The organism is Paraburkholderia lebeckiae, from assembly GCF_050436225.1.
GTDB classification, from domain to species: domain Bacteria; phylum Pseudomonadota; class Gammaproteobacteria; order Burkholderiales; family Burkholderiaceae; genus Paraburkholderia; species Paraburkholderia tuberum.
The window spans coordinates 1859112-1885964 of sequence record NZ_JBNDLU010000001.1; the positions used below are offsets into that span (position 1 = coordinate 1859112).

At 63.5% G+C, this 26853-nt stretch carries 21 protein-coding genes; 10 read left to right on the forward strand and 11 right to left on the reverse strand.

Translation table 11 applies throughout. From position 1 onward, the window contains the following. The first annotated feature begins 13 nt into the window (after positions 1–13). From OKW45_RS08695 to OKW45_RS08710, 4 genes are all read left to right on the forward strand, one after another. Positions 14–994 carry a glycosyltransferase family 2 protein gene (locus tag OKW45_RS08695; protein ID WP_429467239.1) on the forward strand — a complete coding sequence of 327 codons (981 nt, stop codon included), beginning with the start codon at positions 14–16 and terminating at the stop codon, positions 992–994. Between the two features lie 60 nt (positions 995–1054). Further along, positions 1055–2620 carry an efflux transporter outer membrane subunit gene (locus OKW45_RS08700; RefSeq protein ID WP_429467241.1) on the forward strand — a complete coding sequence of 522 codons (1566 nt, stop codon included), beginning with the start codon at positions 1055–1057 and terminating at the stop codon, positions 2618–2620. Next, on the forward strand, positions 2617–3831 hold the full coding sequence (locus tag OKW45_RS08705) for an HlyD family secretion protein (RefSeq protein WP_429467244.1): 1215 nt from the start codon (positions 2617–2619) through the stop codon (positions 3829–3831). The genes OKW45_RS08700 and OKW45_RS08705 overlap by 4 nt, the downstream gene beginning before the upstream one ends. A 543-nt stretch (positions 3832–4374) precedes the next feature. After that, the gene (locus tag OKW45_RS08710; protein ID WP_429467246.1) at positions 4375–4902 is read left to right on the forward strand and encodes a hypothetical protein; all 528 of its coding nucleotides are present in this window, start codon (positions 4375–4377) and stop codon (positions 4900–4902) included. 309 nt (positions 4903–5211) lie between these two features. On the opposite strand, the gene OKW45_RS08715 is transcribed toward OKW45_RS08710, so the two are convergent. Next, complete coding sequence (locus tag OKW45_RS08715) at positions 5212–5844, reverse strand: hypothetical protein (RefSeq protein ID WP_429467248.1); 633 nt, start codon at positions 5842–5844, stop codon at positions 5212–5214. A 418-nt stretch (positions 5845–6262) separates the two neighbouring features. On the opposite strand from OKW45_RS08715, the gene OKW45_RS08720 reads away from it, so the two are divergent. Then, entirely contained in the window at positions 6263–7204 is a 942-nt protein-coding gene (locus OKW45_RS08720) for a cation diffusion facilitator family transporter (protein ID WP_429467250.1), read from the forward strand. A 215-nt stretch (positions 7205–7419) separates the two neighbouring features. After that, positions 7420–7731, forward strand: a complete 312-nt coding sequence (locus OKW45_RS08725) for a hypothetical protein (protein WP_429467252.1) — start codon at positions 7420–7422, stop codon at positions 7729–7731. Positions 7732–7737: 6 nt separating this feature from the next. Here the strand turns inward: OKW45_RS08725 and OKW45_RS08730 are convergent, their stop codons facing one another. Then, positions 7738–8631: a class I SAM-dependent methyltransferase gene (locus OKW45_RS08730; RefSeq protein ID WP_429467255.1), complete on the reverse strand. Its 894-nt coding sequence runs from the start codon at positions 8629–8631 to the stop codon at positions 7738–7740. Positions 8632–9030: 399 nt separating this feature from the next. Next, positions 9031–9702, reverse strand: coding sequence for a SagB/ThcOx family dehydrogenase (locus tag OKW45_RS08735; protein WP_429467257.1), 672 nt, complete (start codon positions 9700–9702; stop codon positions 9031–9033). 298 nt (positions 9703–10000) lie between these two features. Between OKW45_RS08735 and OKW45_RS08740 the strand changes: the two genes are divergently transcribed. The 4 genes from OKW45_RS08740 to OKW45_RS08755 all read left to right on the forward strand — a co-directional run bounded on the left by OKW45_RS08740 (position 10001) and on the right by OKW45_RS08755 (position 16554). Continuing rightward, a complete protein-coding gene (locus OKW45_RS08740; RefSeq protein ID WP_018422973.1) occupies positions 10001–10834 on the forward strand; it encodes a class II glutamine amidotransferase in 834 nt (277 codons plus the stop codon). A 309-nt stretch (positions 10835–11143) separates the two neighbouring features. Continuing rightward, the gene (locus OKW45_RS08745; protein WP_018422974.1) at positions 11144–12436 is read left to right on the forward strand and encodes an NRAMP family divalent metal transporter; all 1293 of its coding nucleotides are present in this window, start codon (positions 11144–11146) and stop codon (positions 12434–12436) included. 212 nt (positions 12437–12648) lie between these two features. Beyond that, a complete protein-coding gene (locus OKW45_RS08750) occupies positions 12649–14010 on the forward strand; it encodes a metallophosphoesterase family protein (protein WP_429467259.1) in 1362 nt (453 codons plus the stop codon). A gap of 147 nt (positions 14011–14157) precedes the next feature. Next, the gene (locus OKW45_RS08755; protein ID WP_429467262.1) at positions 14158–16554 is read left to right on the forward strand and encodes a sensor domain-containing protein; all 2397 of its coding nucleotides are present in this window, start codon (positions 14158–14160) and stop codon (positions 16552–16554) included. An 89-nt stretch (positions 16555–16643) separates the two neighbouring features. Here the strand turns inward: OKW45_RS08755 and OKW45_RS08760 are convergent, their stop codons facing one another. The 8 genes from OKW45_RS08760 to tssM all read right to left on the reverse strand — a co-directional run bounded on the left by OKW45_RS08760 (position 16644) and on the right by tssM (position 26843). Further along, the gene (locus OKW45_RS08760) at positions 16644–18104 is read right to left on the reverse strand and encodes a serine/threonine-protein kinase (protein WP_429467264.1); all 1461 of its coding nucleotides are present in this window, start codon (positions 18102–18104) and stop codon (positions 16644–16646) included. Between the two features lie 40 nt (positions 18105–18144). Beyond that, on the reverse strand, positions 18145–19023 hold the full coding sequence (locus tag OKW45_RS08765; protein ID WP_429467266.1) for a c-type heme family protein: 879 nt from the start codon (positions 19021–19023) through the stop codon (positions 18145–18147). Positions 19024–19078: 55 nt separating this feature from the next. Next, positions 19079–20101, reverse strand: a complete 1023-nt coding sequence (locus tag OKW45_RS08770) for a FecR family protein (protein ID WP_429467269.1) — start codon at positions 20099–20101, stop codon at positions 19079–19081. A gap of 165 nt (positions 20102–20266) precedes the next feature. Continuing rightward, on the reverse strand, positions 20267–20818 hold the full coding sequence (locus tag OKW45_RS08775; RefSeq protein ID WP_018422980.1) for a DNA/RNA non-specific endonuclease: 552 nt from the start codon (positions 20816–20818) through the stop codon (positions 20267–20269). Positions 20819–20870: 52 nt separating this feature from the next. Next, on the reverse strand, positions 20871–21797 hold the full coding sequence (locus OKW45_RS08780) for a hypothetical protein (protein WP_429467270.1): 927 nt from the start codon (positions 21795–21797) through the stop codon (positions 20871–20873). Between the two features lie 21 nt (positions 21798–21818). Then, positions 21819–22424 (reverse strand): OmpA family protein, encoded by a 606-nt coding sequence (locus OKW45_RS08785; protein WP_429467273.1) that lies wholly within the window; start codon positions 22422–22424, stop codon positions 21819–21821. A 160-nt stretch (positions 22425–22584) separates the two neighbouring features. Beyond that, positions 22585–23301: a type VI secretion system-associated protein TagF gene (tagF, locus tag OKW45_RS08790; protein WP_429467276.1), complete on the reverse strand. Its 717-nt coding sequence runs from the start codon at positions 23299–23301 to the stop codon at positions 22585–22587. Next, a complete protein-coding gene (gene tssM / locus OKW45_RS08795; protein WP_429467279.1) occupies positions 23298–26843 on the reverse strand; it encodes a type VI secretion system membrane subunit TssM in 3546 nt (1181 codons plus the stop codon). The genes tagF and tssM overlap by 4 nt, the downstream gene beginning before the upstream one ends. Positions 26844–26853 lie beyond the last annotated feature (10 nt).

Here is a 26853-nt window from a genome sequence, read left to right on the forward strand (position 1 = left end):
CAGGGTGACGATCATGAGCCAGACGATCTCCTCTCCCGGCGCTGCGGCCAGCGCCGGTTACGCAGTGCCGCTGCTCGGTGCGCTGGTGGTGTTGTACCGCCCGACTTCCGAGCACCTGACTCATCTGCTGGAACTCTGCGCGCACGGCACGCCGTTGCTGGTCGTCGACAATTCGCCGGCGGCCTCCGGCGCGTTGGCCGATGCGCTGAACGCGCACGGCGCGGAGTATCTCTGCAACGCGAATCGTGGCGGCATTGCCGGTGCTTATAACCGGGGCCTTGCGCGGATGTTCGAACGCGGCCTCGGCGCCGTCGCGCTATTGGATCAGGATTCGCAGGTGAGCACCGATTACTTCCGGTTGATGCTCGAGTCATGCAAGGCGCTCGGCCCACGAGCTTTCGCGATCGGACCGCGTATTTACGACGAGAACGTCAGGCACTTCCTGCCGCAGATGGTTAGCAACGGCTTTTCGATCCGCACGCTGGAGTTCGAAGCGGACGCATCCTTGCAGCCGTGCTCCTTTCTGCTGTCCTCCGGTTGCGTGGTCTCGCGCCTCGCGTACGAGCGCCTCGGTGCGTTCGCGGAAGCGCTGTTCATCGATCACGTCGACACCGAATATTCGTTGCGCGCACTGCTGCACGGCGTCCAGTTCTATGTCGAGCCGCGGCTCACGCTGTCACATCGCATCGGCCACAAACGGCAACATCGTCTCGGCCCGGTGCGCATCACGTCGATGAATCACCCGGCTTTTCGACGCTATTACATGGCGCGTAACGGCATGCACCTGTGCGTTCAATATGTCCCCTCCCTGCCGGTCGCGCTCGTGCCCAATTTCATCACGCTGCTGCAAGTCTTCCAGGTGCTGCTCTTCGAGTCCGGCAAGCGGGCGAAACTATCCAGTATCGGTTGCGGCATCGTCGACGGCCTTCTCGGCCGGCTCGGTCCGCTCGAAACGGCGCGCCCGCGGCTTGCGGCGCGGCTCGGACAAGGCTGACCGATGACGACCGACTCTTGCCCCATCGGCTTCGCACGAAAACGCCTATGGACGGCGTTCGTGTCCACCGCTTCGCTATGCGCGCTGTGCGCGGTCGCGGGTTGCGCGGACAACAGCTCTTACCATCCGCTTGCGATGCATTCGCCGGGCCCCGAGGCGCTCGCGCGGACCGCGCAGGATGCGCAGACCGCAAACGGCGCATGGCCGCAAGCGCAATGGTTCGAGTCGTTTCACGACAAGCAGCTCGATGCATTGATCGCCGAGGCGTGCGCCGGCAATCCGGACATCCAGGTCGTCGGCGCGCGTCTGGCCGAGGCGCAATCGCAACTCGACCAGTTCGCTTCGGGCACGGGACTCACGGGCGGCGTCGCGGCCGCGGCCTACAAAGCGCGCATGCCAGCCATCAACGGCGCGGCGGACGTGAATGTGGCGGGCACCACGGTTCCCATCAATCTCTTCAGCGATCCGTGGGTCTCGCCTGCGAGCGTTATCGCCGGTGCGAACTACGACCTGGACCTGTGGGGCAGGAACCGCGCCGTGACCCAGGAGCTCGTGTCCGCACGCGACGCTGCGCATGTCGAAGAACAGCAGGCCCGCCTGATCATCACCACGTCGCTGGTCACGCTATACGGCCGTCTTGCCGACGAATACGCCAAGCGGGATCTGATTGCGGCGAAGCGGCAACAAGCGGACCAACTCGATGAGATCCGGCGCACGCGCGAGGCAAGGGGAATCGACAGCACCTACGCCGCACAGCAGGCACGTATCGAGCAGGCCACGCTGCGCATGCAATTGCAGACGATCGACGACGCGATCACGCAAACCCAATTGCAGATCGGTGTCCTGACTGGCGAGGGACCGGAACGCGGCCTCGCATTGCGGCGCCCGACGCTCGCCAACGCCGACGCCGCTGCTATGTCCGTGCCCGCGAATCTGCCATTCGACCTGCTCGGCCGGCGCCCGGACGTCGTCGCCGCAAAGTTGCGCGTGCAGGCCGCGACCGCAAAAATCGCGGCAACGCGCGCGGCGTTCTATCCGAACATCAATCTGTCCGCGGCGGGCGGCCTGGCGTCGCTCAGCCTCGGCTCGCTGTTTTCGAGCGCGTCGCTCTTCTTCGCATTGGGCCCTGCCGTTTCGTTGCCGGTATTCGACCGCGCGCGTCTGCGCTCGCAACTGCATGGCGACTACGCGCAAGCCGACGAAATGATCGCGCTGTACAACAAGACGCTTGACGGCGCGCTGGCCGAGGTCGCCCGTTCCATCGCGACAATGCGCAACCTCACCGCACTCATCGACGCACAGACACAGATAGTCGCGGCGCGCGACAGGATGCTCACCGTCGCCACCGAACGGCAACGCCGTGGCCTCGTCCAGCAGGCGGACGTGCTGGCGCTGCGTGACATGCGGCTCGATGATCAGTTGCGTCTTCTCGAACTCAACGGGCAACGACGCGACGCTCATATCGCGTTGATCCGGGCGCTCGGCGGTGGGTTCGATGCGACCGCAAGCAGCCCCTCGGCCGCTTCGCCGGCCAGCCACGCGAATCAGGAGTCGCGCGAAAACATCAGCGATATCCGCCGCGATAGCCGCTTTTCTTCCCTTCCCTCCTCCAGCCAGGCCTCATGAGTACAGAAAATCTGCTTGGCGAACGCGTGCCGATGACGGAGCGCGACACAACGAAGGTCAGCCGCCGGAACCGGCGGCTCGCGCTGCTGTTCGGCGTCGTGTCGATGGCGGCGGTTGCGGCGGGCGTGCACTGGTTCGTCTCTGGGCGTTATGTCGAGGAAACGGACAATGCGTATGTCAGCGGCAATGTGGTGCCAATCGCCGCGCGGATTGCAGGCACGGCGCGCGAAGTGCTGGTCGGCAATACGCAGTACGTCAAGGCCGGTCAACCACTTGTCCGGCTCGACGACACCGAGGCGCGCATTGCGCTGCAAGAGGCCGAGGCACAGTTGATCCGCGCGGTGAGGCAGGCGCGCAGCGCCAGATTCTCCAACGCCATGTACCGGGCTGCCGTCGACTCGCGCGCCGCGGAGCTCGCGCTTGCCGAACAGAGCCTGAAAGCGCGCTCGGGCGCAACGGTGGAAGTGGTCTCCGGGGAAGAGTATGCGCGGGCGGACGAAGCGGTGAAAGTTGCGCGGGCCAATCTTGCATCGGCCCGCAGTCAACTTGCAAGCGGACTCGCCGCGAGCGGCTCGGGCCGAATCGAAGACGATCCGGCCGTGATGCAAGCAGTACAGCAAGTGGAGCTTGCGTATGTCCGAAACGCGCGAACGACACTCGTTGCGCCGGTCGAAGGCGCCATTGCTCTGCGTTCGGTGCAGATCGGCCAGCCGGTTGCGGCCGGCACACAGCTGATGACGGTTGTGCCCGTCAAGCAGTTGTGGATCGAGGCCAACTTCAAGGAAGGACAAGTCCGCAACCTGCGTATCGGCCAGCCGGTTTCCGCGGTCGCCGACCTCTACGGATCGAACGTGGTATTTCACGGCCGGGTTGGCGGACTGTCACCGGGAACGGGCAGCGCCTTTTCCATGTTGCCGCCGCAGAACGCGGCCGGCAACTGGATCAAGGTCGTTCAGCGCGTGCCCGTCATCATTTCGCTGAACCCCGAGGAACTCGCCGCGCATCCGTTGCGAGTCGGCCTCTCGATGACAGTGTCGGTCGATACGCATCAACGCGACGGAGCGCTAAGCACCAGCGCCAGCGCCATCACGCAGGCAGATGCAAACGCCGCACCAGCGCCTGACGATGACATGACGCGCGCGGAGGCCATCGCGAGAGAATTGATCGGGAAGAGCGATAGCTTGGGTTCTCATGACGCCGGTGAGGATTGAGTTCGACAGCGCAGAGGCGCGGCCAATTGTTCAATGCCCGGCTGCACTGGCTGCTGCGGCATTCCCTTGCCCGTTGTTGTCTTCACCCGGATCAACGGAATGATCACCCGATGCCGAGATCAGTAAGCTGGTGCGGCATTACGAGCGTCGGTCGACTGGCCGGTCAAGCTGATATGAACGCAAATATCGTCGATCATTCTTGACGTTCAAGCATAGCGGGCCGCTTTGGAACGCTTCCGGGCGTCTTCTGTCAATGAGTACAGCCGGCCACGAGCCGCCGGTCGAGGTCGCCATCCAACTTGGACAGCGAAGATCTCGTACGCCCTCGCTCAATGGCCGGTTTCCGGCGAGCGAATTGCCGGTGGTACTGCCTCATCCCGGCCCAGAAAGAGACATTCATTTTCGTCACCAGTTTGTGCTCTCGAACCAGCTAACGATCTGCCAAATCCGGCATTTCCGTGACGCTGTAGGGGCATCAATTGCGGTGTGAGCCGATCACGGTAGACTGCGCGACAGAAGACCCCTTCGCTTCTGGATGCCGAAATGACGTTGCTACGACAGTCGATTGAAACTTATATTCATGCGAAAGACGGAAACCGGCCGCATTTGATGCACAGCGCATTCATGGTTGACGCCGAGCTTGTGATGGAAGTCAAAACCGAAGAAATATCGTTTCCAACCTTGGTTAAAGGCGTGGACAACATTTCGGCTGTTTTGGTGAGCCAGTTCGCGCAGCGCTACGAAAACATCTACACGCTATGCATGGGCACACCGCCAGACGACCAAACGACATTCCGCTGCAATTGGCTCGTATGCATGACCGAGAAGGTATCAGGTGCTGCACGCGTCGGTTTTGGTAACTACGATTGGCTTTGTCAGGATGGGTCGGGAAGGGTTGCGAAGCTCAAAATAACCATCGAAGAAATGAAAAACCTGCCCGGCGAATCGAGCCAAGTGATTCTCGAATGGGTCCGGATGTTGCCCTGTCCGTGGTGTCCGCATGATTTGCCAGCGAAAAGTGCTCCGAATGTCCCATCGGTTCAGAGAATTGCTAAGCACCTAGCTGGTTGACTCGATCAATGGGATGGGTATGCCGGTAAGCCAGCCCCTGTTTCCGTAGGGCGAACTGCCGCTGACTTGGTGTCGCCAATGACCGCTGTCGGGAATGTTGACTGTCGCTTGTGGGTCGGGAGTACGCACTGCCGACTGGCCGCTTCCAGACCGCGAGATTCCACTGGCCGCTTTCCGGCAATGAATTTGAAGAGCGGACTGACGCAGCCCGACCCACAACGGCCCTTCAGATTTCGCCATAGCGGCCATTTGACTTGAGGCGCATCTCGTAAGCATGCAAACGTCGAGGTTTCTGGTGCGGCGTTTTCTCTACTCATTCGAACTTGAGGGGATAGGCATCGCAGTTGCTGGACGGGTCCCGACGACTAGCGGGCTCGAATCTTCGATCTGTAACGAACCGAATGCGATCGACACAGCATCGTCCGTTTGAGCGTTCCAAGGACCGACTGCCACCAATAGAAATAGCTCACTGCCATCAAGAATTCGGCGCTCGATCACCGCTACTCCAGCTTTCGAATCGTGACGAATGTCGTCTACCGCGTCCAAGCCCAAGACGCGCAGCCTCTGACGCGATGAGTCTTTATTCGCGACTGGCTCAGCCTGGTGCTTATCGAAGAGCTTCCGAGCCGCTGTGGGCTCGCTGTACTGAATGCGGCTAGCCACAATAGTTAGACCGCTTGGCGAACGCGCCACAATGCTTTCTGCAGAGGTCACCGGCGCATCATACGTCGGCGTGGACCATACGGTTTTATCCGAATACAAACCCGGCATTCGGATAGAAAATTTCCCATCCTCGGAATGAGCGTTGGTCCATCCTGACGCATCGATGATGCCCGCGTTTGCAGCGCGAAATATGTACCATCCTGGTACCGCCGACTGAGCAACGCCGGCAATCATCGCGATGAAAACAATTAAAGACTTTCGCGTGAGTACTTTTACCAAGGTCGGATTTCCATGCATGGTTAGTGCGGCCTGTGGGTGAGGTGATCGGGGATACGTTCCACCGAGGATTTTCGATGATCTCGACACTGTTGTCGAATGACCGTTCATGGCCGATTGGGTGAGGTCGCCAACGGCCGCTTAGTGGCACTCCAGTTTGCGAAATTTGGATTTGGCCGACTGACCGGTTTGGAGAAAGTTGTCTGACCGGAGTGGGTCAAGATGGAATGGACACCGCCCTCCCTCCGGGGAGGAGGGCGTGAGTTCGCTGATGCGGGACGCTGCCGTCGGGTTTCTCGATGCCCGCCACGTCAGCAATTCGCCACATCCGGCTGCGGTCGCGATTTGAGGTCTGCTTCTTGCTGCTCATTCTGCAAGGTCGGGAATCGCCCGGGTTCGAGGCGAATAGGGAGATAGGGTCATGAGGGCCGGGTCAGGGCGGCAAACATCATCTGCGCCACGCGCGGTCTACTACGCCCTGGCTTCGAATGTCGCTGTAGCCGCATGCAAATTCGCCGTCGCGCTCTATACCAACTCGGGGTCCGCACTCGCCGAAGCCGTCCACTCCAGTGCGGACTGCCTGAACCAGCTTGCCCTGCTCGTCGGTCATCGCGCGGCGCGCGCCCAGCCCGACGAGCAACATCCACTCGGGTTCGGTCGCGAGACCTATGTCTATGCAATGCTGGTGGCGATGCAGCTTTTCATCTTCGGCGGTGTTGCGTCGATCGCGATAGGCGGTTTTCGAGCAATCCATCACTCTCGGCTTGAAAACCCTCTGCTCGCGATTGGCGTATTGTGCGTGTCCGGCGTGATCGAGGCAGTCGCCCTCAGAGCCTCCATTCGCACGATCGAGCCCCGGCATCGCGCCAGGGGGCTGTTGAGCTGGTTCAGGGAAAGCGGCCGGCCTTCCGTGATGCTCGCGGTCAGCGAGGATGCCGCCGCGGTAACGGGAGTGTTCGTCTCCGTGATCGCAATCGGCGCTACCGTTCTCACCGGCAATCCGCTTTACGATGCGCTCGGCAGTGTCGGCGTCGGCATTGTGCTGATGGCCACGGCCCTGTTCTCGATGCGCGAGATCAAATCGCTTCTCGTCGGTGAATCGGCGCACCAGCGCGTACGCAATGAAATGCGCACGTGGCTGAGCGAGCGCAACGAAGTTCGCCGCATCGTCAGTCTGATCGCATTGAAATGGTCGGAGGACCTGGTGATTGCGATTCAGGCTGAACTCGAACCACACGACAGTGCAAGCGATATGGTGCGCACGATCGACCGAATCGAGAACGACCTGAAGGCGCGTTTTCCAGCCGCACGATGGATATTCTTCGAGCCCGAACTGCGAGAACATGGCCGCGCCCCGCTCTAGCAATGATGCGGAGCGCCGGGCGACACGTGGCGCGCCGCTTGCTTCATTCACAGACGCGGGCGAGATTCGGGGTGGTTTTCCCCAAATTGGGGCCGCGATGGACGATCGAGCTTCGGAGTCGTGCGATCTGCAAGATCGCCAACGGGCAATGAGACTGAGCTGGGAAGAGTCGGCATCCCGCTTGCGGCACCGAGCGGGATACGGCCGAGGTGACAATGAATAGCGTGCAGTGCGAGTACGACGATTGCATGGTGCTGATCCGCGCACTGCGCAACTGGATTGACCGCTACTGCCCCGCCGACTGCGCGCGGGTCAAGGCCGAGATCAGGCAGCTCATCGACATGGTGGAACGGGCCGGACCGCGCGACGCGATGTTTCACGGTCATCTCGATGCGGCCCGCTCGCTGATCGTGCTCGGGCGACTGTCGGACGCGCTGGACTGTGTCGAGACGCTACTACGGGTCGTGCAACAAACCGAGCGCAGCCCAACGCGTCGGCCGTTTACCGCTCGCGGCTGGCGCCCGTAGAACACGCTAAGGCTTGACGAATCTCAGCGTCATGCGATCCGATTCACCGATTGCGGCGTAGCGCGAGCGGTCGACGTCACCGCCCGCGTAGCCCGGCGGCAGCGACCATACGCCATGCGGATAATCTTTCGTATCTCGCGCGTTCGCGTTGATTTCGCTGCGTTGCGCGAGCACGAAGCCGGCCGCCTGTGCCCGTTCAATCACGAAAGCTTCAGTCACATATCCGGTATCGATCATCTGCTGTACCGTCGAGCCGGGCCGGGCGCGATGTTCTTCCACGCCAAGTTCGCCCCCGTGCTTCAGCGCGTCATGGAACGCACGCAGATTGGCATCGAGCTGCCCATCCTTGATCCAGTTGTGAATGTTGCGAAAAGTGAGCACGCGATCGAACCGCTCGTGTGCATCGAAGCCGAAAAACTGGCCCGCGTGCAATGTGCCGACCACGACGTTTCCGTAGATCGCGGGGGTGCCCGCGAGCTTACGCAAATACTCTGCATCGATTGACTGGTCTTCCGCGGCCAGCTCCGCGGACGTGCTCAGATATTGCGCTTCGTACAGGTGACCCGCGTCGTGCAGATAGGGCGCCAGAATGTCCGTGTACCACCCGCCGCCCGGCGCGATCTCCAGCACGGTTTGCGTCGGACTCAGATCGAAGAAGCGCAACGTCTGCGCCGGGTGACGATAGACGTCGCGCGCCCGGGCAGTCTGACTGCGTTGTGGATTGGCGACCGCCTGGTCGAGCGCCTTCGCATCGGAAGCTTGCGAAGGCGTGACATGACCGGTCGGCTGTGAGGAGGAAACGCATCCGGCCATGATCGTCGCGATCACCGTCATCGCGAAACGGACAGCACGACGCTTCGAATATTCCGCCAGGGTCGAGCGCACGAGAATCGGTTTCATAGGCACCACGCGGAGTTGACATGGCACACACGATACCCGCTCCTTCGAAGTTCGTGTTTGCCGCACTGCTGGCCGGTGCATCGATGTTCGCGCACGCCGTCGCACCGGCAAGGACCGCAGTCCTCGAGCCCGCGTGTCAGACGACCGCGATGAGCGACTCTCTGAACGCATCGCGTACGGTCCGGAAATTCCTTATTTCATGCTCGGCCGCGTCGGCCTGTTCGTTCAATATCTCGTTCGGGTCATCGCCGCGATTGCGCAGGTTCCCCAGAAAACTGGAAAACGGGACCCTCAGCCAGTCGCGCCCGCTGCTCGTATTTCTCGTCCTGCCCCAGATATCGCTGGATCGCCTCATGGAGGCCGACGTCGATCGAACTCATCCTGCCTCGCGCAATGACTTTAGACCGGAAAACCTACCGGGATCAGATAGACGACGGTCTGGCCGTGAGGCAGGCCGAGCTTGCGCGCCGCCGGCGCTCCGTCGACGGCGCCCACGGTCACCGCGACGAGCCCAAGCGTAACGACCTGGAGCAGCATGTTCTGGGTCGCGTGCGCGACCTCGAGATCGGCATACAGATTCGCCCTCCCGCCATACCTCGCGGTCAGCCGACTGGGGTCGGCGGCCACCACTAGCAAGGCCGGGGCCGCCTCGACGGACGCCTGGTTGACCGCCAGTGCTCTCAGCTCGGGGCGCAGGTCGTGGGTCGCCCGCGTCTCGGCCCGGTGGCCATCAGGCAGATAGTGCATCACCTCCGTGGGGGCGACCACGTAAAGTTCGAGCGCGTACAAAGCGCCGGCCGCCGGAGCCGCGCGCTTGCCGTCCGAGCTGGTGATGCCCTGCCCGGCCCACAGCAGTTGGCCAATGGCCTCGACCGGCAGCGGCTTTGGCGCGAATCTGCGCACGGACCTGCGCTTCTCGATGGCTTCTTCGAGGGACATCGTGCCTTTGAGGTTGGGCTTGGGCAGATCGATCTGACCGGTGAAATTCGCCTGGCTTGCCTGCGCCAGGCCGGTAGAACCCTCGGCGAGCGCGCCTGCGGCCAGCGCAACCAACAGTTCACGGCGTTTCATCGGCACCTCCATCAGCAAAAAAGCAGGCTGGCATATAGAGGTGCCACGAACAGGATGCGCCTCGCGAGCATCCACGCGGGGCCGTGAAGTAACGTAACCTGTCCAGAAAGTGGCTCATGCGCGTTCTGCCTCTACAGATCAGGCCGGTGCAAGCTCAAAGCGATGCCCGGCACGGAAGCACCTAAACGCCAACTGGCATAGTGACAGGTACGGTGTCTGCCTCAATCGGACTTTGGTCCTACGAACCCCGCCCGCGGGTGGTGTAGGGTTGTCACGCGCAACCGACAGGAGATCAATCATGTGCCGCTGGCTCGCTTATACCGGCAATCCGCTTCAACTCGAAACCGTGCTGTTCAATGCCCGGCATTCGCTGATCGATCAGAGCATGCATTCCCGGCTCGGCGCCACCACCACCAATGGCGACGGTTTCGGGATCGGCTGGTATGGACATCCCACTGACATTCCGTTTCGCTACCGCTGCATCCAGCCCGCGTGGAGCGACCGCAATCTACGCGAGGCCGCGCGGGCAATCCACTCGCCGCTGTTCGTCGCGCACGTGCGCGCGGCGACCGACACGCCGTCGCAGGAAACCAACTGTCATCCGTTCCGCCACGGCCGCTGGCTGTTCGCGCACAACGGCCTGGTGCGCAACTATCCGGCGGTGCGCCGCGACCTGATGGTGAAGATCGACCCCGATCTGTTCCCGTCCATCGAAGGCTCGACCGATTCCGAGGTGCTGTTTTTTCTCGCGCTGACCTTCGGGCTGGAGCTCGCGCCCGTCACCGCGCTCGAACGGATGGTCGGATTCGTCGAAGCCACCGGCCGCCGGCATGGCGTGGATGAACCGCTGAACATGACCGTGTGCGCGACCGACGGCGAGCAGATCATCGCGGTCCGCTATTCGAGCGAAGGACAGTCGCGCTCGCTGTTTCACAGCACGTCGTTCCGTCATCTGCGCGAGTTGTATCCCGACGACGAGCGCATCAAGACGGCCGGCGAGAATGCGTTCCTCGTGTTGTCCGAGCCGCTCGCGGACTTGCCGGGCTTTTGGGAGGAAATTCCCGAGAGCACGGCGGTGGTCGCGCGCGGCGGCGAGATTGGGCAGTATGCGTTCAAGCCGCGCCTGGACTGAGCCGCGCCAAGCCAATCGTGCTCGAAGACTTGCCTTACGCGATCGACGAGATCCAGTTGCGGACGAAGCCTCTTGCGCACCATGCGTGACGGTGTCCGCCGGCGCGGCCCAAAGTTCGTTACTCCCGTTTAGAAACCCGCATTTCCGCGCACTTTCAGCGGAGGCGGCTTGCGCATCTTCGCCGGTGCGCTCGTCGAGCGCGTCCAAGATGTGCAGCCGATTCCTATGCCCGCCTCCCGAAGCCGCGCGACGCTGGCACGAACGCCCGGGCCCGCGACTTGCTAAATGTTGCCGCGAGGTGACACATATATGAACGACGAAAAATTGATCGAGCCGGAATCCGCCGTACGCGATTCCGTGGAGCGATCCTGGATCAGACGCCTGGGCCCTGGCCTGATCACGGGCGCCGCGGACGACGATCCGTCAGGAATCGGCACCTATTCGCAGGCCGGCGCGCAGTTCGGATTCAACCTTCTTTGGGTGATCCTGATCACGTATCCATTGATGACCGCAATACAGCTGGTGAGCGCGCAGATTGGCCGGGTAACCGGCAAGGGCCTCGCGTCCAACATACGCGCGCATTATCCGGCATGGCTGCTGTACGGCGCGGTCGCCCTGCTCGTCATGGCAAACGTGATCAACATCGCCGCCGATCTGTCGGCGATGGGCGCCGCGGCCGGATTGCTGCTGCCAGGTCCGCAGCACCTTTATGTCGTCGGCCTCGGGACGCTCTGCGTCGTTCTGCAGATTTTTGTCCCCTACGACAGTTATGCGCGCATTCTGAAATGGACCGCCCTCTCGCTTCTCGCGTACGTCGCGGTCGCATTCATCGTTCCGATCCCCTGGGGTGAAGTCGCGCGCGCCGTTGTGTTGCCGCGCATCTCGCTGACGTCGGACTATCTGACCATGGTCGTCGCGGTGCTGGGCACGACGATCAGTCCGTACCTGTTCTTCTGGCAGGCGTCGCAGGAAGTCGAAGAAATGCGCTCGGCACCGGAACAGGCGCCGTTGCGCCGCGTACCGCACCAGGCGCCCGCGCAGTTGCGAAGGATCCGTTTCGATACGTGGGTTGGCATGGGGGTGTCCAACTTCATTGCGTTCTTCATCATGTTGACGGCGGCGGCTACGCTGCATCTGCATCACATCGACGTGAAAACCTCGGCCGATGCCGCGCGGGCGCTCGAGCCGTTTGCCGGGCGCTTCGCTTACGTCCTGTTTGCGCTCGGCATCATCGGAACCGGCCTGCTCGCGCTGCCGGTCCTCGCCGGCTCGGCCGCCTATGCCGCCGCGGGCAGCTTTCGCTGGCGCAGCAGTCTCGCGTTGCATCTGACACTCGCGCGTGAATTCTATGCGGTGATCGCACTGGCCATCCTGGGTGGTGTGGCCATCACCTTCATGCATTTCGACCCGATCCGCGCGCTGTACTGGAGCGCGGTGATCAATGGCGTTACCGCGGTGCCGATCATGGTCATCATGATGCTGATGGCGCGAAGCCGGCGGGTCATGGGACAGTTCGCCGTCAAGGGCGTGCTGGCCTGGGGAGGATGGCTCGCAACGCTCGCGATGGCGCTGGCGGCCGTGGGCGTGTTCGTGCCGTCATAACAGACGCGTGCCACCGCGAACCCGGCTTTCGCACGGAACAGCGGTGCGCCGCGATTTGGGCCGCACGGGTCGCGCAACGGCAAGCGGATCTGAACTTCCCCGTTTCAGGTTCGTCTGAACGGTGCATCCGGCCCGCGCCAGCGCCGTCACATGCTGACGGTTTGCCGACAACAGCGTGGCCGCTCCCGTTCGACGATCAAGGAGGATTGCAAATGCCGAAAAAGCGTTCAGATGAATCGCCAGCCGCACGCGGCAACCGCAGCGACAGGATTCTCGCCGCGCCCGTTTTCTCGCAGCCCCAACCCACGCCGGACCCGCAGACTTTCGTGGTCAGGCACGCATCCGATGCCGCAGCCTACAAGGTCATCGACGAACTGAACCGCGAGCACAAGCTGAAGGCGCTGCCGTTTCCGCCACCGCGCGGCGGCACCGAGCCCCGGCTGACGTTTGCGGAGGTGGTGGACAACAACCAGAAGCTCCTCGATACGATCAGTGCGAATGAACAGATCGTCTTTCACGCCACCGGCGATTGCGGCAGTACGAAAGGTCCGGCCACCCAGAATGAAGTTTCGGACAAGATGGTCAGCGACTTCGACGAAGCCGATCCCGCCGAGGTGCCGCAATTCAACTTCCTGCTGGGCGACATCGTCTACAGCTTTGGCGAAGCGCAGTACTACTACGATCAGTTCTACGAGCCGTACCGCAACTATCATGCGCCGATTCTCGCCGCTGCCGGCAATCACGACGGAATGGTTTCGCCGTCGCAGCATGAAAAGAGCCTGCAGGCGTTTCTGAGGAACTTCTGCTCCGACTGCTTCCAGGTCTCTCCCGATGCGGGCAATCTCTCACGGACGACGCAAATTCAGCCAGGCGTTTTCTTCACGTTCGAGGCGCCGTTCGTGCGCATCATTGCGTTGTACAGCAATACGCTCGAGGACCCAGGCGTGATCGCGGACCGTCACATCGGCAACAGCCAGCTGAAGTTCCTGAAAGCGGCGTTATTGCGGGTGAAGAAAGAGAACTATCGAGGCGCCCTGCTTTTCGCGCATCACCATCCGCCCTATGTGGCGCGCGGCCGTCATGGCTGGAGTGTCGAGATGCAAAAGCAGATCGATACAGTTTGCAATGAGGTCGGTATCTGGCCGCATGCCGACCTCGCGGGACACGCGCACAACTATCAGCGCTTTACGCGAACCCGCTCCGATGGCACCCACATCCCTTACATCGTTTGCGGGAACGGCGGTCATGCCGTGCAGCGACTCACCACCAACGGACAGCCGCCCCTTCGCGCCCCGCAACTGATCCAGGCTGCGTCGAAAGACACGGATGCCGTGGTCCTCGAAAGCTACGACGACCGCAACTTCGGCTATTTACGGCTCGTCGCCAACGCGAGGCAACTGCGTATCGAATACCATCCCGCCGTTGACGGACCCAACACGAAAACCCCCGACGATCAGGTGACCATCGATCTGGCCACCCGGCAGGTCGCTCACTACGTGGCTCGCGACTCGGGAGTACCCGCTCTTGCGGAGCGCATTCGTCAGTTCGCGCAAGTGAAGCCCCCTCAGGGCTGATGGGTGCGCAACCGCCCCGAACTCATGCGAACCACGGTTCCCGCTCGTTTCCCCGCATTAAAGTTTTGTGAATCCCTACCGTAATAATAAAAGTGAGGCGGCTGGCAGCGTTCGAGCCGTCGCTCAACCCGGTAGTCGGAGAACAGCGTGAGATTCAAAGCGGCTGCGCGTCCTAAAAAAAGCAATCCGATCGAGACCCGGGTCGATAGCGATGCACACGTCAATGGCTGGTCAGCTCGCAACCAGCAGTTTCTTTCCTATTTTCTGTCGCGGTATGGTCAACGCAGGACCATACCGTTGTCGAGTTTCTGCATTGCCGTCGTTGCCGGCGTTGGCATCGGCGCTCTTGTGCATCAAGCAGTCAGCGAAGCGGCGGCTACGCTGCGTGTCTCATTGTCGATGGTATCGGGCGTCGCCGGTCTCGCGATCGTTCGTCGCAAACTCGGCCTGGATTACGCACGGCAAAGCGCCGCCACCGCACTGGCGAGCGGGCTTCTGCACGCGAATCGCGACTGCCTGAAGGTGCTCGCTACCGACGGAAAGATGCTGCGGGTGTCGGAGCATGGCGCAATGTTGATGGAAGCGGAGTCACCGGAGCAACTATCCGGCGCGGACTGGCTCGCTTTCTGGACCGGCGAGGACCGCACGGCCGCCGAGAAGGCTTTGGCGGGCGCCGTTTCCGGCAAGAGCACATCGTTCACTGGAAGCTGCGCGACGACGAGGGGGCGTACCAGGTGGTGGAACTCCACGCTCACGCCAGTGGCGGGCAACGACGGTGCGGTGAGCGCGTTGCTTTGTGCTTCAGAGGACGTCACCCAGCAATCCGAGCTGTTGAAGACACTGCGCGAACGCGATGAATTGATGCATGAAATGGAGTTGCATGTCCGGCTCGTGTTCTATTCGTATAGCTCGCATTTTGAACACTGTCATCATGTCAGCGCAGGTGTCGAAAGCGTGTTCGGCATTACGCCTCAAGAGCTTGGCAACAGGCCTTCCGCGTGGCTCGATCTCGTGGTGCCGGACGATCTGGAGCCATTGCTCGCCGAGATGAACCGCGTCGCGTCCGAGGTGGCGGAAGGTCGCTTCGAATACCGCATCCGCCGTCCGGATGGTTGCCTGCGCTGGATCAGAAGCACGGCCTATCCCGTGTGCGATGGCTCCGCGAACGTGGTGCGCATCGTCGGTGTCAGCGAGGACATCACGCTGGAACAGGAACGCCTCGCGGCGCTCGATCATCTGGCCCACACCGATGGCCTGACAGGTTTGGCTAACCGGGGCGCGCTGATCCGCCAGATGAAGACGCTTTGCAGGCAGAACGTCGCCTTCGGTCTGATGTTCGTCGATCTCGACCGATTCAAGGTCCTGAACGATACGCTGGGCCATACGGCCGCTGACCGTCTGTTGCAGGAGATCGCCAAAGTCATTCAGGGAGCGCTGCCGCCGGATGCCTGTGTAGCGCGCCTCGGCGGAGACGAGTTCGCGGTGATCGTCAGGGGCGAGAGCGACAAGGCCACGTTGGCGAGCCTGGCGCAGTCTCTGCTGAACCTGTTTTCAAGCGACGTTCGAAAAGACCACGCCGCGCCATTCGTCACGGCGTCGATTGGCATATCGATCTTTCCCGAGCACGGCCGCGATCACGAGGCGCTGCTGACGAGTGCGGATATCGCCATGTATGCGGCGAAAAAAGGCGGTCGCAACGGCTTCCGGTTCGCCGACGAAGCATCCAGCGATGTGCTCGGCGATTTCGAACTGGAGTGCAATCTGCCCACGGCGCTGGCGTCGAACCAATTCGTGCTGCATTTCCAGGGTATTCATGAGCCAGCCTCTCTGGCGGTGAAAGGCGTCGAAGCACTGGTTCGATGGAATCATCCAGCACGAGGCCTGGTGGGTCCGGGCAGATTCATTCCGATCCTCGAAGAAAGCGGGTTCATCGTCGAAGTCGGGGCATGGGTCGTGGACGCCGCCCTCGCTCAACTGGCCGTCTGGCAGGCCGCCGGAAGGAAAGAGCTGTCCATGTCGGTGAACGTGTCCGCGCGTCAGCTCAGAGATGACTCGCTTGTCGCGATAGTCGATCAGGCGCTACGAAAACATCGGGTGCCGCCGCACTGCCTCCAGATCGAACTGACAGAAAGCGCGTTGATGGAAAACCCCTCACTCGTGCAGACAACGCTGATGGCGCTCAAGCGCCTTGGCGTGCGCATCGCCATCGACGACTTTGGAACGGCGTACTCGAGCCTGCGTTATCTGGCCGATTTTTCGCCGGACATCGTCAAGATCGACCGCTCGTTTACGGCCCGGCTGGGCCGCGACGCGGCGGCCGCCTCGATCGTTCGGGGCATCATTCAGATGTCGCACGAACTCGGCATCAAAGTGACGGCCGAAGGTGTCGAAACGAATCAACAGTTGCATGCGCTGCGCGACGCAGGCTGCGACTACGTGCAAGGGTTCTTTTTGACGAAGCCGATGAATGCGGAGAATCTGGTTCAGTGCGAAAGCTTCGTGCCTTTGTCCGCAGCGGGAGCAACCAGCTACTGCTCCAACTGACGAACAGCTCCGCGACGACCGGGCGCAATCCGCGATTGGCGGCCTCGACCTACATACGATGACGCAGGCCTCTCCATCGGCGCTGTGGGCTAACTGGACGAATCAACATCGTGCCGGAATCGACGGCGTTGCGCGGGGTCGGTGATGCAGTCCTCGACCCGCTGGACGAACTCGTCGAAATTCGCGGCATGCCGCGCCTCGCGACTGGCGATCATCTTCGCGATCGGGCCCAGATAGACGGCCAGTTTTACGGCGACGGCATCGATGCTGGCCTGATCGATCGCACTGTCTGATGAAGTACCCGCAGCGCTCGCGGGCGATACAGCCGATACCCTTGCGGCAGCCGTCGCGACGCGTGAGCCCGGCGATGACGATGTGACCATCGACATATCGGGCAAGCCAGCCGTCAGCCGCGCGAAGGCCTGCTCGAATTCAAGCCGCGCCGTGTCCGGCAACGCCGCCGCCAGCTGCGCGCCGAGCGTCGGCAGGTCGTTCGTCTGGGTGGCCGCGCGTCGCACCAGAAGGCTCGCGAGCGGGCCCATCTGGGTCGCGAGTTGGCGTTCGATGCGCGCGAGCATCCCAGGCGGCCAACTCGGCGGCGCCGAAGGCACAACAGGCACAGGTGCGGGGTCGACGCCCGTTGCATGCGCTGGCAAGGAAGCGGACGCGGACCAATACGCGGACGGCGTCACGATAGTCCGGTCATCGTCGGCCGCCGCCGGTGAGACGGCCAACGACCTCAAGCTCGCGAGCCATTCCGCGGCCGAACCGAAGCGGTCGTCCGGCCGCCTCGCGAGTGCTTTCGCGACCATCGCGTCGAGCGCCGGCGGCAACGCGGAGACGATTTCCGATGGCCGGACCGGCGCATCTTTGATGATCTTCTGCCTGATCGTGGCCGGCGAGCCGACGAACGGCTGGCGGCCGGTCAGCATGCGGTACAGCACGACGCCGGCCGAGAACAGGTCCGCGCGGGCATCGACCGATTCGCCCTCGAACTGCTCGGGCGACATATAGCTCGGCGTGCCGATCATCCACCCGGACGAGGTGGCGGATGAGCCGATGCGCGCGACGCCAAAATCGGCGACCTTCAGAAGCCCCGCCGCCGTGACGAGCAGATTCGCGGGCTTGATATCGCGGTGCACGACGCCGGCCTCATGCGCATACGCGAGCGCGGCGAGCAGTTGCGCGAGCCAGTGGAAAGCCTCCGACAGCGGCAACGCGTGGCCCGGCACCAGCAATGTATCGAGGCCATGCCCGGCGACGTACTCCATCACGATATAAGCCGTATCGCCGTCTTCGCCGAAATCGTGGACCGTGACGATGTTCGGATGCGCGAGCCGACCGGCCGCGCGTGCCTCGTTGCGAAAACGCAGCAGCATGTCGCCACTCGTGTCCTCGCCGGCGAGCAGTTCGCGACGCACGGTTTTCAGCGCCACCGGTCTTTCCAGGTGCGGGTCGAACGCGAGATAGACGACGCCCATGGCGCCCCTCCCCAGCACGCGGTCGATGCGGTACTTGCCAATGCGCGTAGGCGTTGCTTCGTTGCTCATTCGGGTTCCGGTCGAGGGGCGCCTGGCCGATCACGCCAGCTTACGCTCCCAGCATCCGCAGCGCTTCGACGAGACTCGTTTTCATGCGGTTGAACGAGACCGCGAGCGAGGCGATTTCGTCGCCGCCGCGCGTCGAAAACGATGCGGTGTCGAGCTTGCCGAGACTGACTTCGTCGGCCGCGCGCGACAAAGCCTTGAGCCGCTTCGTCACGAGGAAATGCACCATCAGGTTCAGCGCGATCAGCACGCATCCGAACACCGCGGCGAACGACAGCATGAACGTGCGCCAGACGCTGTGCGCCTGTCCCAGCGGCAGCGACATCGGCACGGACACGACCTGGGCGCCGATCGTCTCATGCAGGGGCCAGTTGAAGCCGTTCGCCGGCCCGTATTTGTCGATCATCGTGCGCGGCGCCGCGCTGGGCGTGCTGTGGCATTCGAGGCACGCGGCCGAGTCGATGCGGGTGGGCCGCGCGATGTACAGGCTGGGGCCCGACGGCGTCGCGCGTTTGCCAATCAGTTCGGGCAATTCGGGGTGGTCATGCAGGCGCCGGATCACATCGGTCTCCCAGTCCGTGGCGCGGTCGCGCGGGTTGGTCGGATCGAGCATCGCGCTCTTGTACGAGAAGCCCGGAAACTTCTTCTGGATCGCGAGCAGGCTCTCGACGGCGGAATACGCGGGAATCGACTGCGGGACGAATGCGTATTTGATCTGCGTGGCAAGCAGCGGCGTCACCTGATCGGACGTGTAGTTCTGCGCTGCGGTAGCGGCTTCGATCATCAGGCTCGCGTCGCGCACGGTTGTCTGCACCGCGTTTTCCTGCAACACCCGGTCGGCCACGAAACCCGTCGCGGCGAATCCCGCGGCGAACACGACGAGGAAGGCGAGATTGAATTTCAGAGTCAACGACAGGTTCATGGACGCTCCACGCGAATGGTTGCAAGGGAGTCAACGCCTGGTGGTGCATGGTATGTCAATGCGCGTCGTCGGCGTCGTCCGGCGTGGGTTTGTCCCGGTACAACGATCCGGCGCCGGATTCCGGACGCGCTAGCGGCGGCGCTTGCGCGGGCCTTTTGTGTGGCTCGCTCGCCGGGCGTGGCGGCGGCGGATGCAAAATCGGCCGCCATTCCGGCAGAACGTCCAGATGGGTGTCGACCTGCGCGCGGAAGGCCGCAGTCTTCAGGCGCGGCACAAAGCGTTTGACGAAGGTGGCACGCTCGCTGACGCTGCTCGTGAGCCAGTCGGAGACGTCGGCGTAATCGACGGCGCGCAGTGGCGCGGCAAGTTCGTGCCTGCTCGCGAGCCGTCCCGCCACCCCGACCAGCGGGTCCCGAAAGCCTGGCGGCATCGTGCCGATGAACTCCGCGGATGGCCGCGCTTGCGCGCGCAGGGGCCCGTCGGCATGTCGCTCGAGGTACTGGCCCGCGTGCAGAATTTGCCTGGGCGCCTGGGCAGGGGCGCGAACGACGACGATCGCGTCATCTCCGGACTCCGCGAAGATTGCGGCGCGCTCGCCGGTGGTCATCGCGACGACCGACCACGGACCATTGCCTGAAGGTTTGATGTCGAGGCCGTGAAGCTCGATCGACAGCGGCGGTTGCGCGCCTGCGCTCACGTTGCAGCCAACCTTGAGCCAGCCGCTCAGCATCGTGATTCGCAGTGGCCCCGCCGCGGCGTTTTGCGGCGCCGACGGCGTTTTGAGCAGTATTTGCGTTTGCGGCCCGAGCGCGATCAGCGTCCCCGCCCCGTCTTCGAGCTGCGCGGATTTGCCGGCGTCGGTTTCGATGATGTCGTCGTCGCGCAGCCTGGCGCCTTCGCCCGTCCGATACAGCGAGGCGCCGCGAATCACCGACACCGGACTCTCGGCGAACGAGACGACGACGTCCGCGTGGGCGAGCGGCACCGCCGACGCAAACAGCGCCAGCGCGCCGCCCGCGCGTGCGCGCAGGAAGGCTGACGCCAGCATGACGAGGAAACGGCGAGCGGATGGCATCATCGGGGTCCGTTACGTCGGTGTCTGCGGTACTGTTTATCGTAGACGGTCCGATTCGTCGAGGGGTTAACCGACGAAGGCCGACACACGGCGTATTTCCCCAATCGCGGCGCGCAGCTTTCAAAAAGACGCGCATAGCGTTGTTTTTTGCGGACCGCCGCGCTTGCCTCAATTCCCAAACGTCGCCAGCTTGAACGTGCACGCAGTGGCCCCCGGCATCAGAAGCCCCTGCTCCACGCCAACGGGCACCTGACTATTGCCCGGCCCGTACAGCCAGTAGGTGAAGTAAAGCGCTCCCGCATGGCTGACCGCCAGTCGTTCCAACGCCCGGAACGGCCCCGAATTGATCTTGCCCAGCTGCGGCACGAGGTTGATATCGGTCGAACCGCCGAGCGTGTGCGGAATGGCGTGCCCCCGGTGATAGGTCCCGCCGTTGGCGAGCGGATGTCCGCGCATCCGCGTCGCGATTTCCTTGCGCGCCACCGTACTCTTTCCCTGACTGATTCCCCACGCTGCAATGAGGCGCTCGGTCGTCATATCGAACAGATATGAAAACTGGCCCACGGAAGTTTCGAGCAATTCGCACGATGCCACGCGCCGAACATAATCATCAGCCCACAGGGCGACCAGCAGCGGGGCCACCTCGTCGCTAAACGCAGCGGTCGCATGCGCGTGCGACAGGCGCGGCAAAATGCGGTTGAGTTCTGCGTAATCCGTCATGCGTCACCTCGACAGCGTGTGTCGCGCGGTTCGCGCGGCTCGCTTCGTCCTGCTATCCGCCCGCTCTCGCGACCGCCTCCTGCAAGCGCCGCCGCACCTTGCCGACATCGACGCCGCCAGGTCCCGGCGTGTCGATGATCGGCATATAGCGCGCAGGCGTATGCAGCAAATAGGCCTGCATCTCATCGATCACGATCCGGTCGCTCGGGTCGTAGCCGAGATTCTCCAGTTGCCGGGTCAACTCCGCGCGCTCCTCGAAGCTCAATACCTGCCACCAGAACGCGCGGCACGCACGTGCGTAGGCGCCGTCCGAAAAGTACTGCCAATGGCCCAATTCGTGACTGAGGATCGCGGCCCTGACGGTGGCGTCGATCGTCTCGCCGCCTGGCGCGCGACCCAGCCCGGGAATGGTGATCAGAAAATCGTGTGCGTTCGCCGCTTTCCAGGTTCCCTGCTCCTCGCGAATCAAACGCCATCGCACGAGAATCGTCTGCAACATGCGCTCGCCCTGGTTCAGCACCACGCCCTGCTCGCGCGCGAGTTCGAAAAAATGCGTCAACTCCTCCGCGCTGAAGTTGTTGCCCGCCGTCAGCCCGGCGGGGTCGGTGCCAAAGCGCCGCGCGTGAGCCGCGATGGCCGCCGCCGACACCACGCGGTCGCGCGGCATATCGCGGCGTTCGAGCAATGCCACCACGCGCGTGAACATCGCGCCCTGTTGCTCGAGGCTGGCCGCCTGCATCACATGGAGGCCGGGTTGGTCCGTCACGGTGAACAGTTGCAGGCGCGCGTCGGGGGCCAACGCGGCGGCGAGCCGGGCAAGCGGCAAGCGCACCGCTCCGGTGTCGTCGTCGACGGCCGCGGGTCTGTCGGCGGCGTTGTTCGAATCCTGCGGACCCGCGGCGAGCGCGATCGTGGTGACGCACGCGAACAGCAGCGCCACACCCGTCGCCACGTCGCAATACACGCGATAACGTGTCATCGGTCGCAACCTCGAAAGCGCCTAATCCGTGACCGTGACGATCGTCACCCGACGGTTCTCGGGCGCCGTCGGATTGCGCTTGTTCAACGGATCGGAGGAACCCTTGCCGAGCGACGATAGCCGCTCCGCCGAGATACCGTCTTTCCGCGTCAGATATTCGACCACCGCGGCCGCACGGTCTTCGGAGAGCTTCATGTTGGCATCGGGCGACCCGCGAGGATCGGCATGCCCTTCGACGCGAAACCGGTACGCCGCGAGTTTCTCCGACTGCAATGCACCGGCGACCTTGTCGAGCGCGGCCTTCGCGCTGTCGGTGAGCGTGGCCGAATTGGTGGCGAACGTGATCAGGATTTGCGCGGCGGGTTTTCTCGCGGGCGCGGGGCGCGGCGCGGCGGACGGCGGCTTGTTCGACAGCACGAAGCCGCGCGTCACGACGTTCTCGCCCGACTCGCTCGACTGGTCGGGCTCGAGCGCGCGCGTCACCGACTGCTCGTTGATGTCCTGCTCGTTCAGGACCGGTTCGGCGGCGCGCGAGGCCGTGCACAGCAATGCGAGCAAGCACAGCGTGGCGGACAGAACGCCGCCCGGAATGCGTCGTGCGGAAGACGGAGGGGTCAGGCGTGACATACGGCGATCTCCGCAGAATGGAGTTGCGGTGAGGCCGCCAGCGCCCCTTTACGGACCGTCGGCGAACACCGGCGCGAACCGGCGTATGACAGCCTCATCCTTTAAAGACGAATGATGGGAAGTCAATTTGAAACGCTTACCCTTACCCGCGGCGGCGACGTCAGTGATGCCGTTGCTGTGCGCCCGGGTTCGCAATTACGTCGATCACCGAATCCCACTCTTGCGTGCCGACGTCGAGCAGACTCGCAAACTGCAAGCCGGTCGTCGTGCCCGCGGAAACTCTCGCCGAAGCCGGCACGGCCGGCGATCCGTCGCTCCACCAGACCGCGTGTCCCATGGCGACGGTCTGTTCGAGCAAGGCGGCGAATCCGCCGTCGACTGCATCAGGTATGGCGAGCCGCCACGGCGTCGATGCGCGATTCCCATTGAACAGGCTCTCGGCTCGCAACGCCGCGTCGAAAGCATCGAGGGCGAATTCCTGCGTCAGTGTCGACAATGCGAGCGCCACCAAGCGGTCATACCATCCTTGCGCATCGGCCAGTCGCCGTGCGAGTTCGGCGCCGTCGATCGCCTCAGTGATCGTGAACGGAAAATAGCGTCCCACACGGTCCACGCCCGGCGTCAGAACGCCCGCCCACGCGCTCGGGCCATACAGACCCGCGCCCAGCGCGAAACACCACACCGGGGCATTCAGATACAGTTCCAGCCACTGCGCGCCAAAGCGCTGCCGCGAGAGCAACATGCCTTCCTGCAAGCGCTCGTCCCAACGCGTGACGAACTCGACTGGCAAGCGCCGTCCCACGAAGTCGCCATGCGTGCGCACCTTGCCGAAGAAGCCGGGCCCGGATGTCGGCTCCTGCGCAAGCTCGCCGCTCATAGCCGATCCGGACAGCGAAACTGTTCGAGCATGGCACGGCGAAACGGATTCACGATGCTGCTGGCTGCCAGTTCGAACTCCGCGCGCCGGCCATCCGAGTCGAAGCTCAGGCGAAAGCGGTCGGGTTGCGCGGTGGGTTGCAGACGCGCATCGTCCATCAGATGCAGCAGTGCCCACGGTCCGTCGGCGCGCGCCGCCGGTGCGCTGCCCGCCGGCGTGAACTCGACGTGGGCCTGGCCGGTGCCCTTGCCGCTCGGCCACTGGAACACCATCGATTGCGGCGCGTCGGGTTTGACGACCATTTGCTGCCCATCGATGTCGAGCGTGAACTGGGTAATCGATGGATCGATGGTGAGCGGCTTCACCGTGAAGCGCACCGACACGTCTCGGCCGCCGGCCCGGAAGAACGCGTCGCGGATCTGCGCGGCGCGCTGGAACTGGCCGAGCACGTCGACGGGGATGCCGAGCGTATCGACGCCGCTGCGCCATTTCCACTGCGGTCCCGACATGTCGACCATCGTTGCCAGATTCTTCTGGAAGAAATCGTCGATCAGGCCGCCTGGGCTCAGCAGCCTGCCGAAATCGTCGGGCGCGACGTCGCGTGTCGAGCCGCGCACGAGCGGATAGCGACCGTCGAGCGCCTGCCGGCACAACTGCGCGACGTTCGCCTGCCACAACGCGTTCAGCCGCGCCCGCTCGCCGCCCACCATCAGCGACCCCGCCCCGCTCGCGACGCTGGTGGCCACCGTCGCGAGCGGCGGCGGCGACCCCTGGGCCACCAGCTTGAGCTTGTTCAACGCATCGCCGGGCGGCGGCGGCAAGCCCTGACGGCGCGCCGAGTCCGCGGCCTCCAGATAGGTCGCGGCGTCCTTCAGCGCGGCGAGTTGCGCGTCCAGCGGAGCCGGGCCCGGTGCGCCGGGTTTGCCGGCCAGTTCGTGCAGCGCCTGGAAATGCGCGTCGACCGGATTGAGTTCGGCCGGCGCGGGCGGTGCCGCGTCTTCCGGCTGGTTGCCGAGCGCGCTCTCGAGGCGCTTTTTGGCCGCATCGAGCTTGTTGGTCAACGCGGCAACGCCCTGCTCCGTCAGCGAACCGCCCGGTTTGGTGCCGCCCAGCGTGGTTTCCTGCGCCGCGGCCAGCATCAGCGAGCGCAGCGGCGAGTCGGGCGCCGCGAGCACATTCGCCACGCGTGCCCCCTGCTGCACGCCGTCGAACGGCACCACGTCGATATCGTTGAGCAACGCGTCCCACTGGCGGATGTACTCGTCGTAGTAAAGCCGGGTGATGCCCCCCTTCAGATCCTCGATACCGTTCGGCGTCGATACCGATTCCTGACGGCCGAGCACCCAATCGTCCTTCGCGATATCGATCACCGCCGCGTCGCGCAACTGGCCAAACTTCTGATAGCCGGCCCGCGTGTATGCCCCTGAAACACCGCGCGTCAACGGCGCGCCGCTCTTGCGCACGAGCACCAGCGCGGCATTGCGCCCCGCCGCGTCGGCGACGCTGAGTTCCGGCAGTCTGCTCTGTTCGAGATCGCGTTTGACGCGGTTGAACAGACGCTGCGTCAGCGGCATTTTGGCGAGCGTCGCGCGCGCCTGCGCGATCAGATCCTTGTCGAGCGGCAGCGATGCATCGAAGCGCGCCGGCTGGAACAGCGCGGCGAGATGGCCGTCGAGATCGTTGCGCTGATCGTCGCTGGCATCGCGCAACGGCCCGCGGCGCCAATCGACATCGGCCCACAAGCGCACCGAGTCGGCGTCGAAGTGCAGCGAATCGCCCAGCATCAGATATGCGCGCAAGACTTCATACTGGAAGTCGGGATTGTTCGCGTCACCGCGGCGCAATTCTTCTTCCATGCGGCTCACGACCAGAGGCAACAGGGTCTGCCGCAACAGCCGCCGATAACTGGTCTGCGCTTCGAGGCCGAGCTTGTCGCCCTGATAAAGGCCGAGGCGCGACAGCCACGGCACGCTCCTGTCGCGGTCCGCGTAACCGCCGGGAAGGTCGCGCGCGGCATTGAGCAGCGGCAGCAGCGCAAGCGGGTTGTCGCCCGGCTGGGTGGTCTGCGCGAGCTTCTGCAACTCGGCAACGTGCTGTCGAACATCGGCGACGTAAGCGCGATTGCGTTGATAGCTGACGAAGAACAGAACCAGCGCCAGCACCGTGACGATGCCGATCGCCGCCAGCGCGGCGCGCTGAAACCAGGCGCGGCGCCGCTCCAGCTTCTGGTTCACGCCCGCGAGTCCGGCTTCCTCGAAGATCACGCCGCGCAGCAGCCGCGTGATGAAGTACGCGCGCCCGCTCGCCGGGTCGGGCAACACCACCTGTTGCTGGAAGCCGAGCGCCGAGGCCACCGCGCTCATCACGCGATCGATCGGCCGGCCTTCCTGGGTGCCGCTCGTGAAATACACGCCGCGCAGCAACGCGGACTCCTCGAAGCGCGAGGTACTGAAGGTTTCGTCGAGAAAGCTTTTCAGTGCGGCTTGCAGACCCGCGAACTGCTGCGGAAATCCATAGACGAGCGCACGCCGGCGCACATCGGTCTCGCGCTGCATACGGTTCAGCACGCGGGCTTGCAGCTGCTTTTCCAGCGCGTCGAATTCGGCGGGAAATGCGGCCAGTGCGTCGTCCGCTGAGCCTCGCCCGGTGAACGGGAACGTCATGCCCCAGACCTGTTCGCGCTCGTCGCGGCCGAGGTCGTCGAAGAATTCCGCGAAACCCGCGAGCAGATCGCATTTGGTCACGATCACGTAGACCGGAAAACGCATGCCGAGCTTGCCGTATAGTTCCCTGAGACGCTCGCGCACGGCTTGCGCCTGCTGCGCGCGTTGCGTGTCGGACAGTTGCAGCAGGTCGCGCGTCGACAAGGCCACGATGACGCCATTCAGCGGCCGGCGTGGCCGATACTTGCGCAGCAGTTGCAGGAAGCCGGCCCACGCGGCCTGATCGGCTTCGGCGAAACTATCCTGGGTGGTGAAGCGGCCCGCGGTATCGAGCAGCACCGCATCGTCGGTGAACCACCAGTCGCAATTGCGCGTGCCGCCCACGCCGCCGATCGACTGCTTGCCGAGCCGCTCGGCGAGGGGAAACTTGAGCCCGGAGTTCAACAGCGCGGTGGTTTTGCCCGTGCCGGGCGCGCCGACGAACATGTACCACGGCAACTGGTACACGTACTGACTACCGAAGCGACCCTTGACCCGCGCCTTGCGCAAGGTCGCCATGGCGGCTTCGAAACGCTGCTTCAACGCGGCGATGTCGGCCTCTGATTGTTTCTTGCCGGGCGCGGGCTCGGCCGGTCCCTCTGCCACCACGCGAGTGAACTTGATGTTGGCGAGACGCATCGCGATCCAGCGCACGCTCCAGTACACCGCCCACACCAGCAGCAACACGATGATCGCGGCCCAGCGGCTGCTGTTGCTTTCGAGCGGCTCATGACCCGCGTACGCGACGAGCGGCCCCTCGACCCACACGATCAGCGACAGTGCGAGCACGCCGAGCAACGACAGCACGATGGCTCGTCTGAGCCAGCCAAAGATTTTCATATCCGGCTCC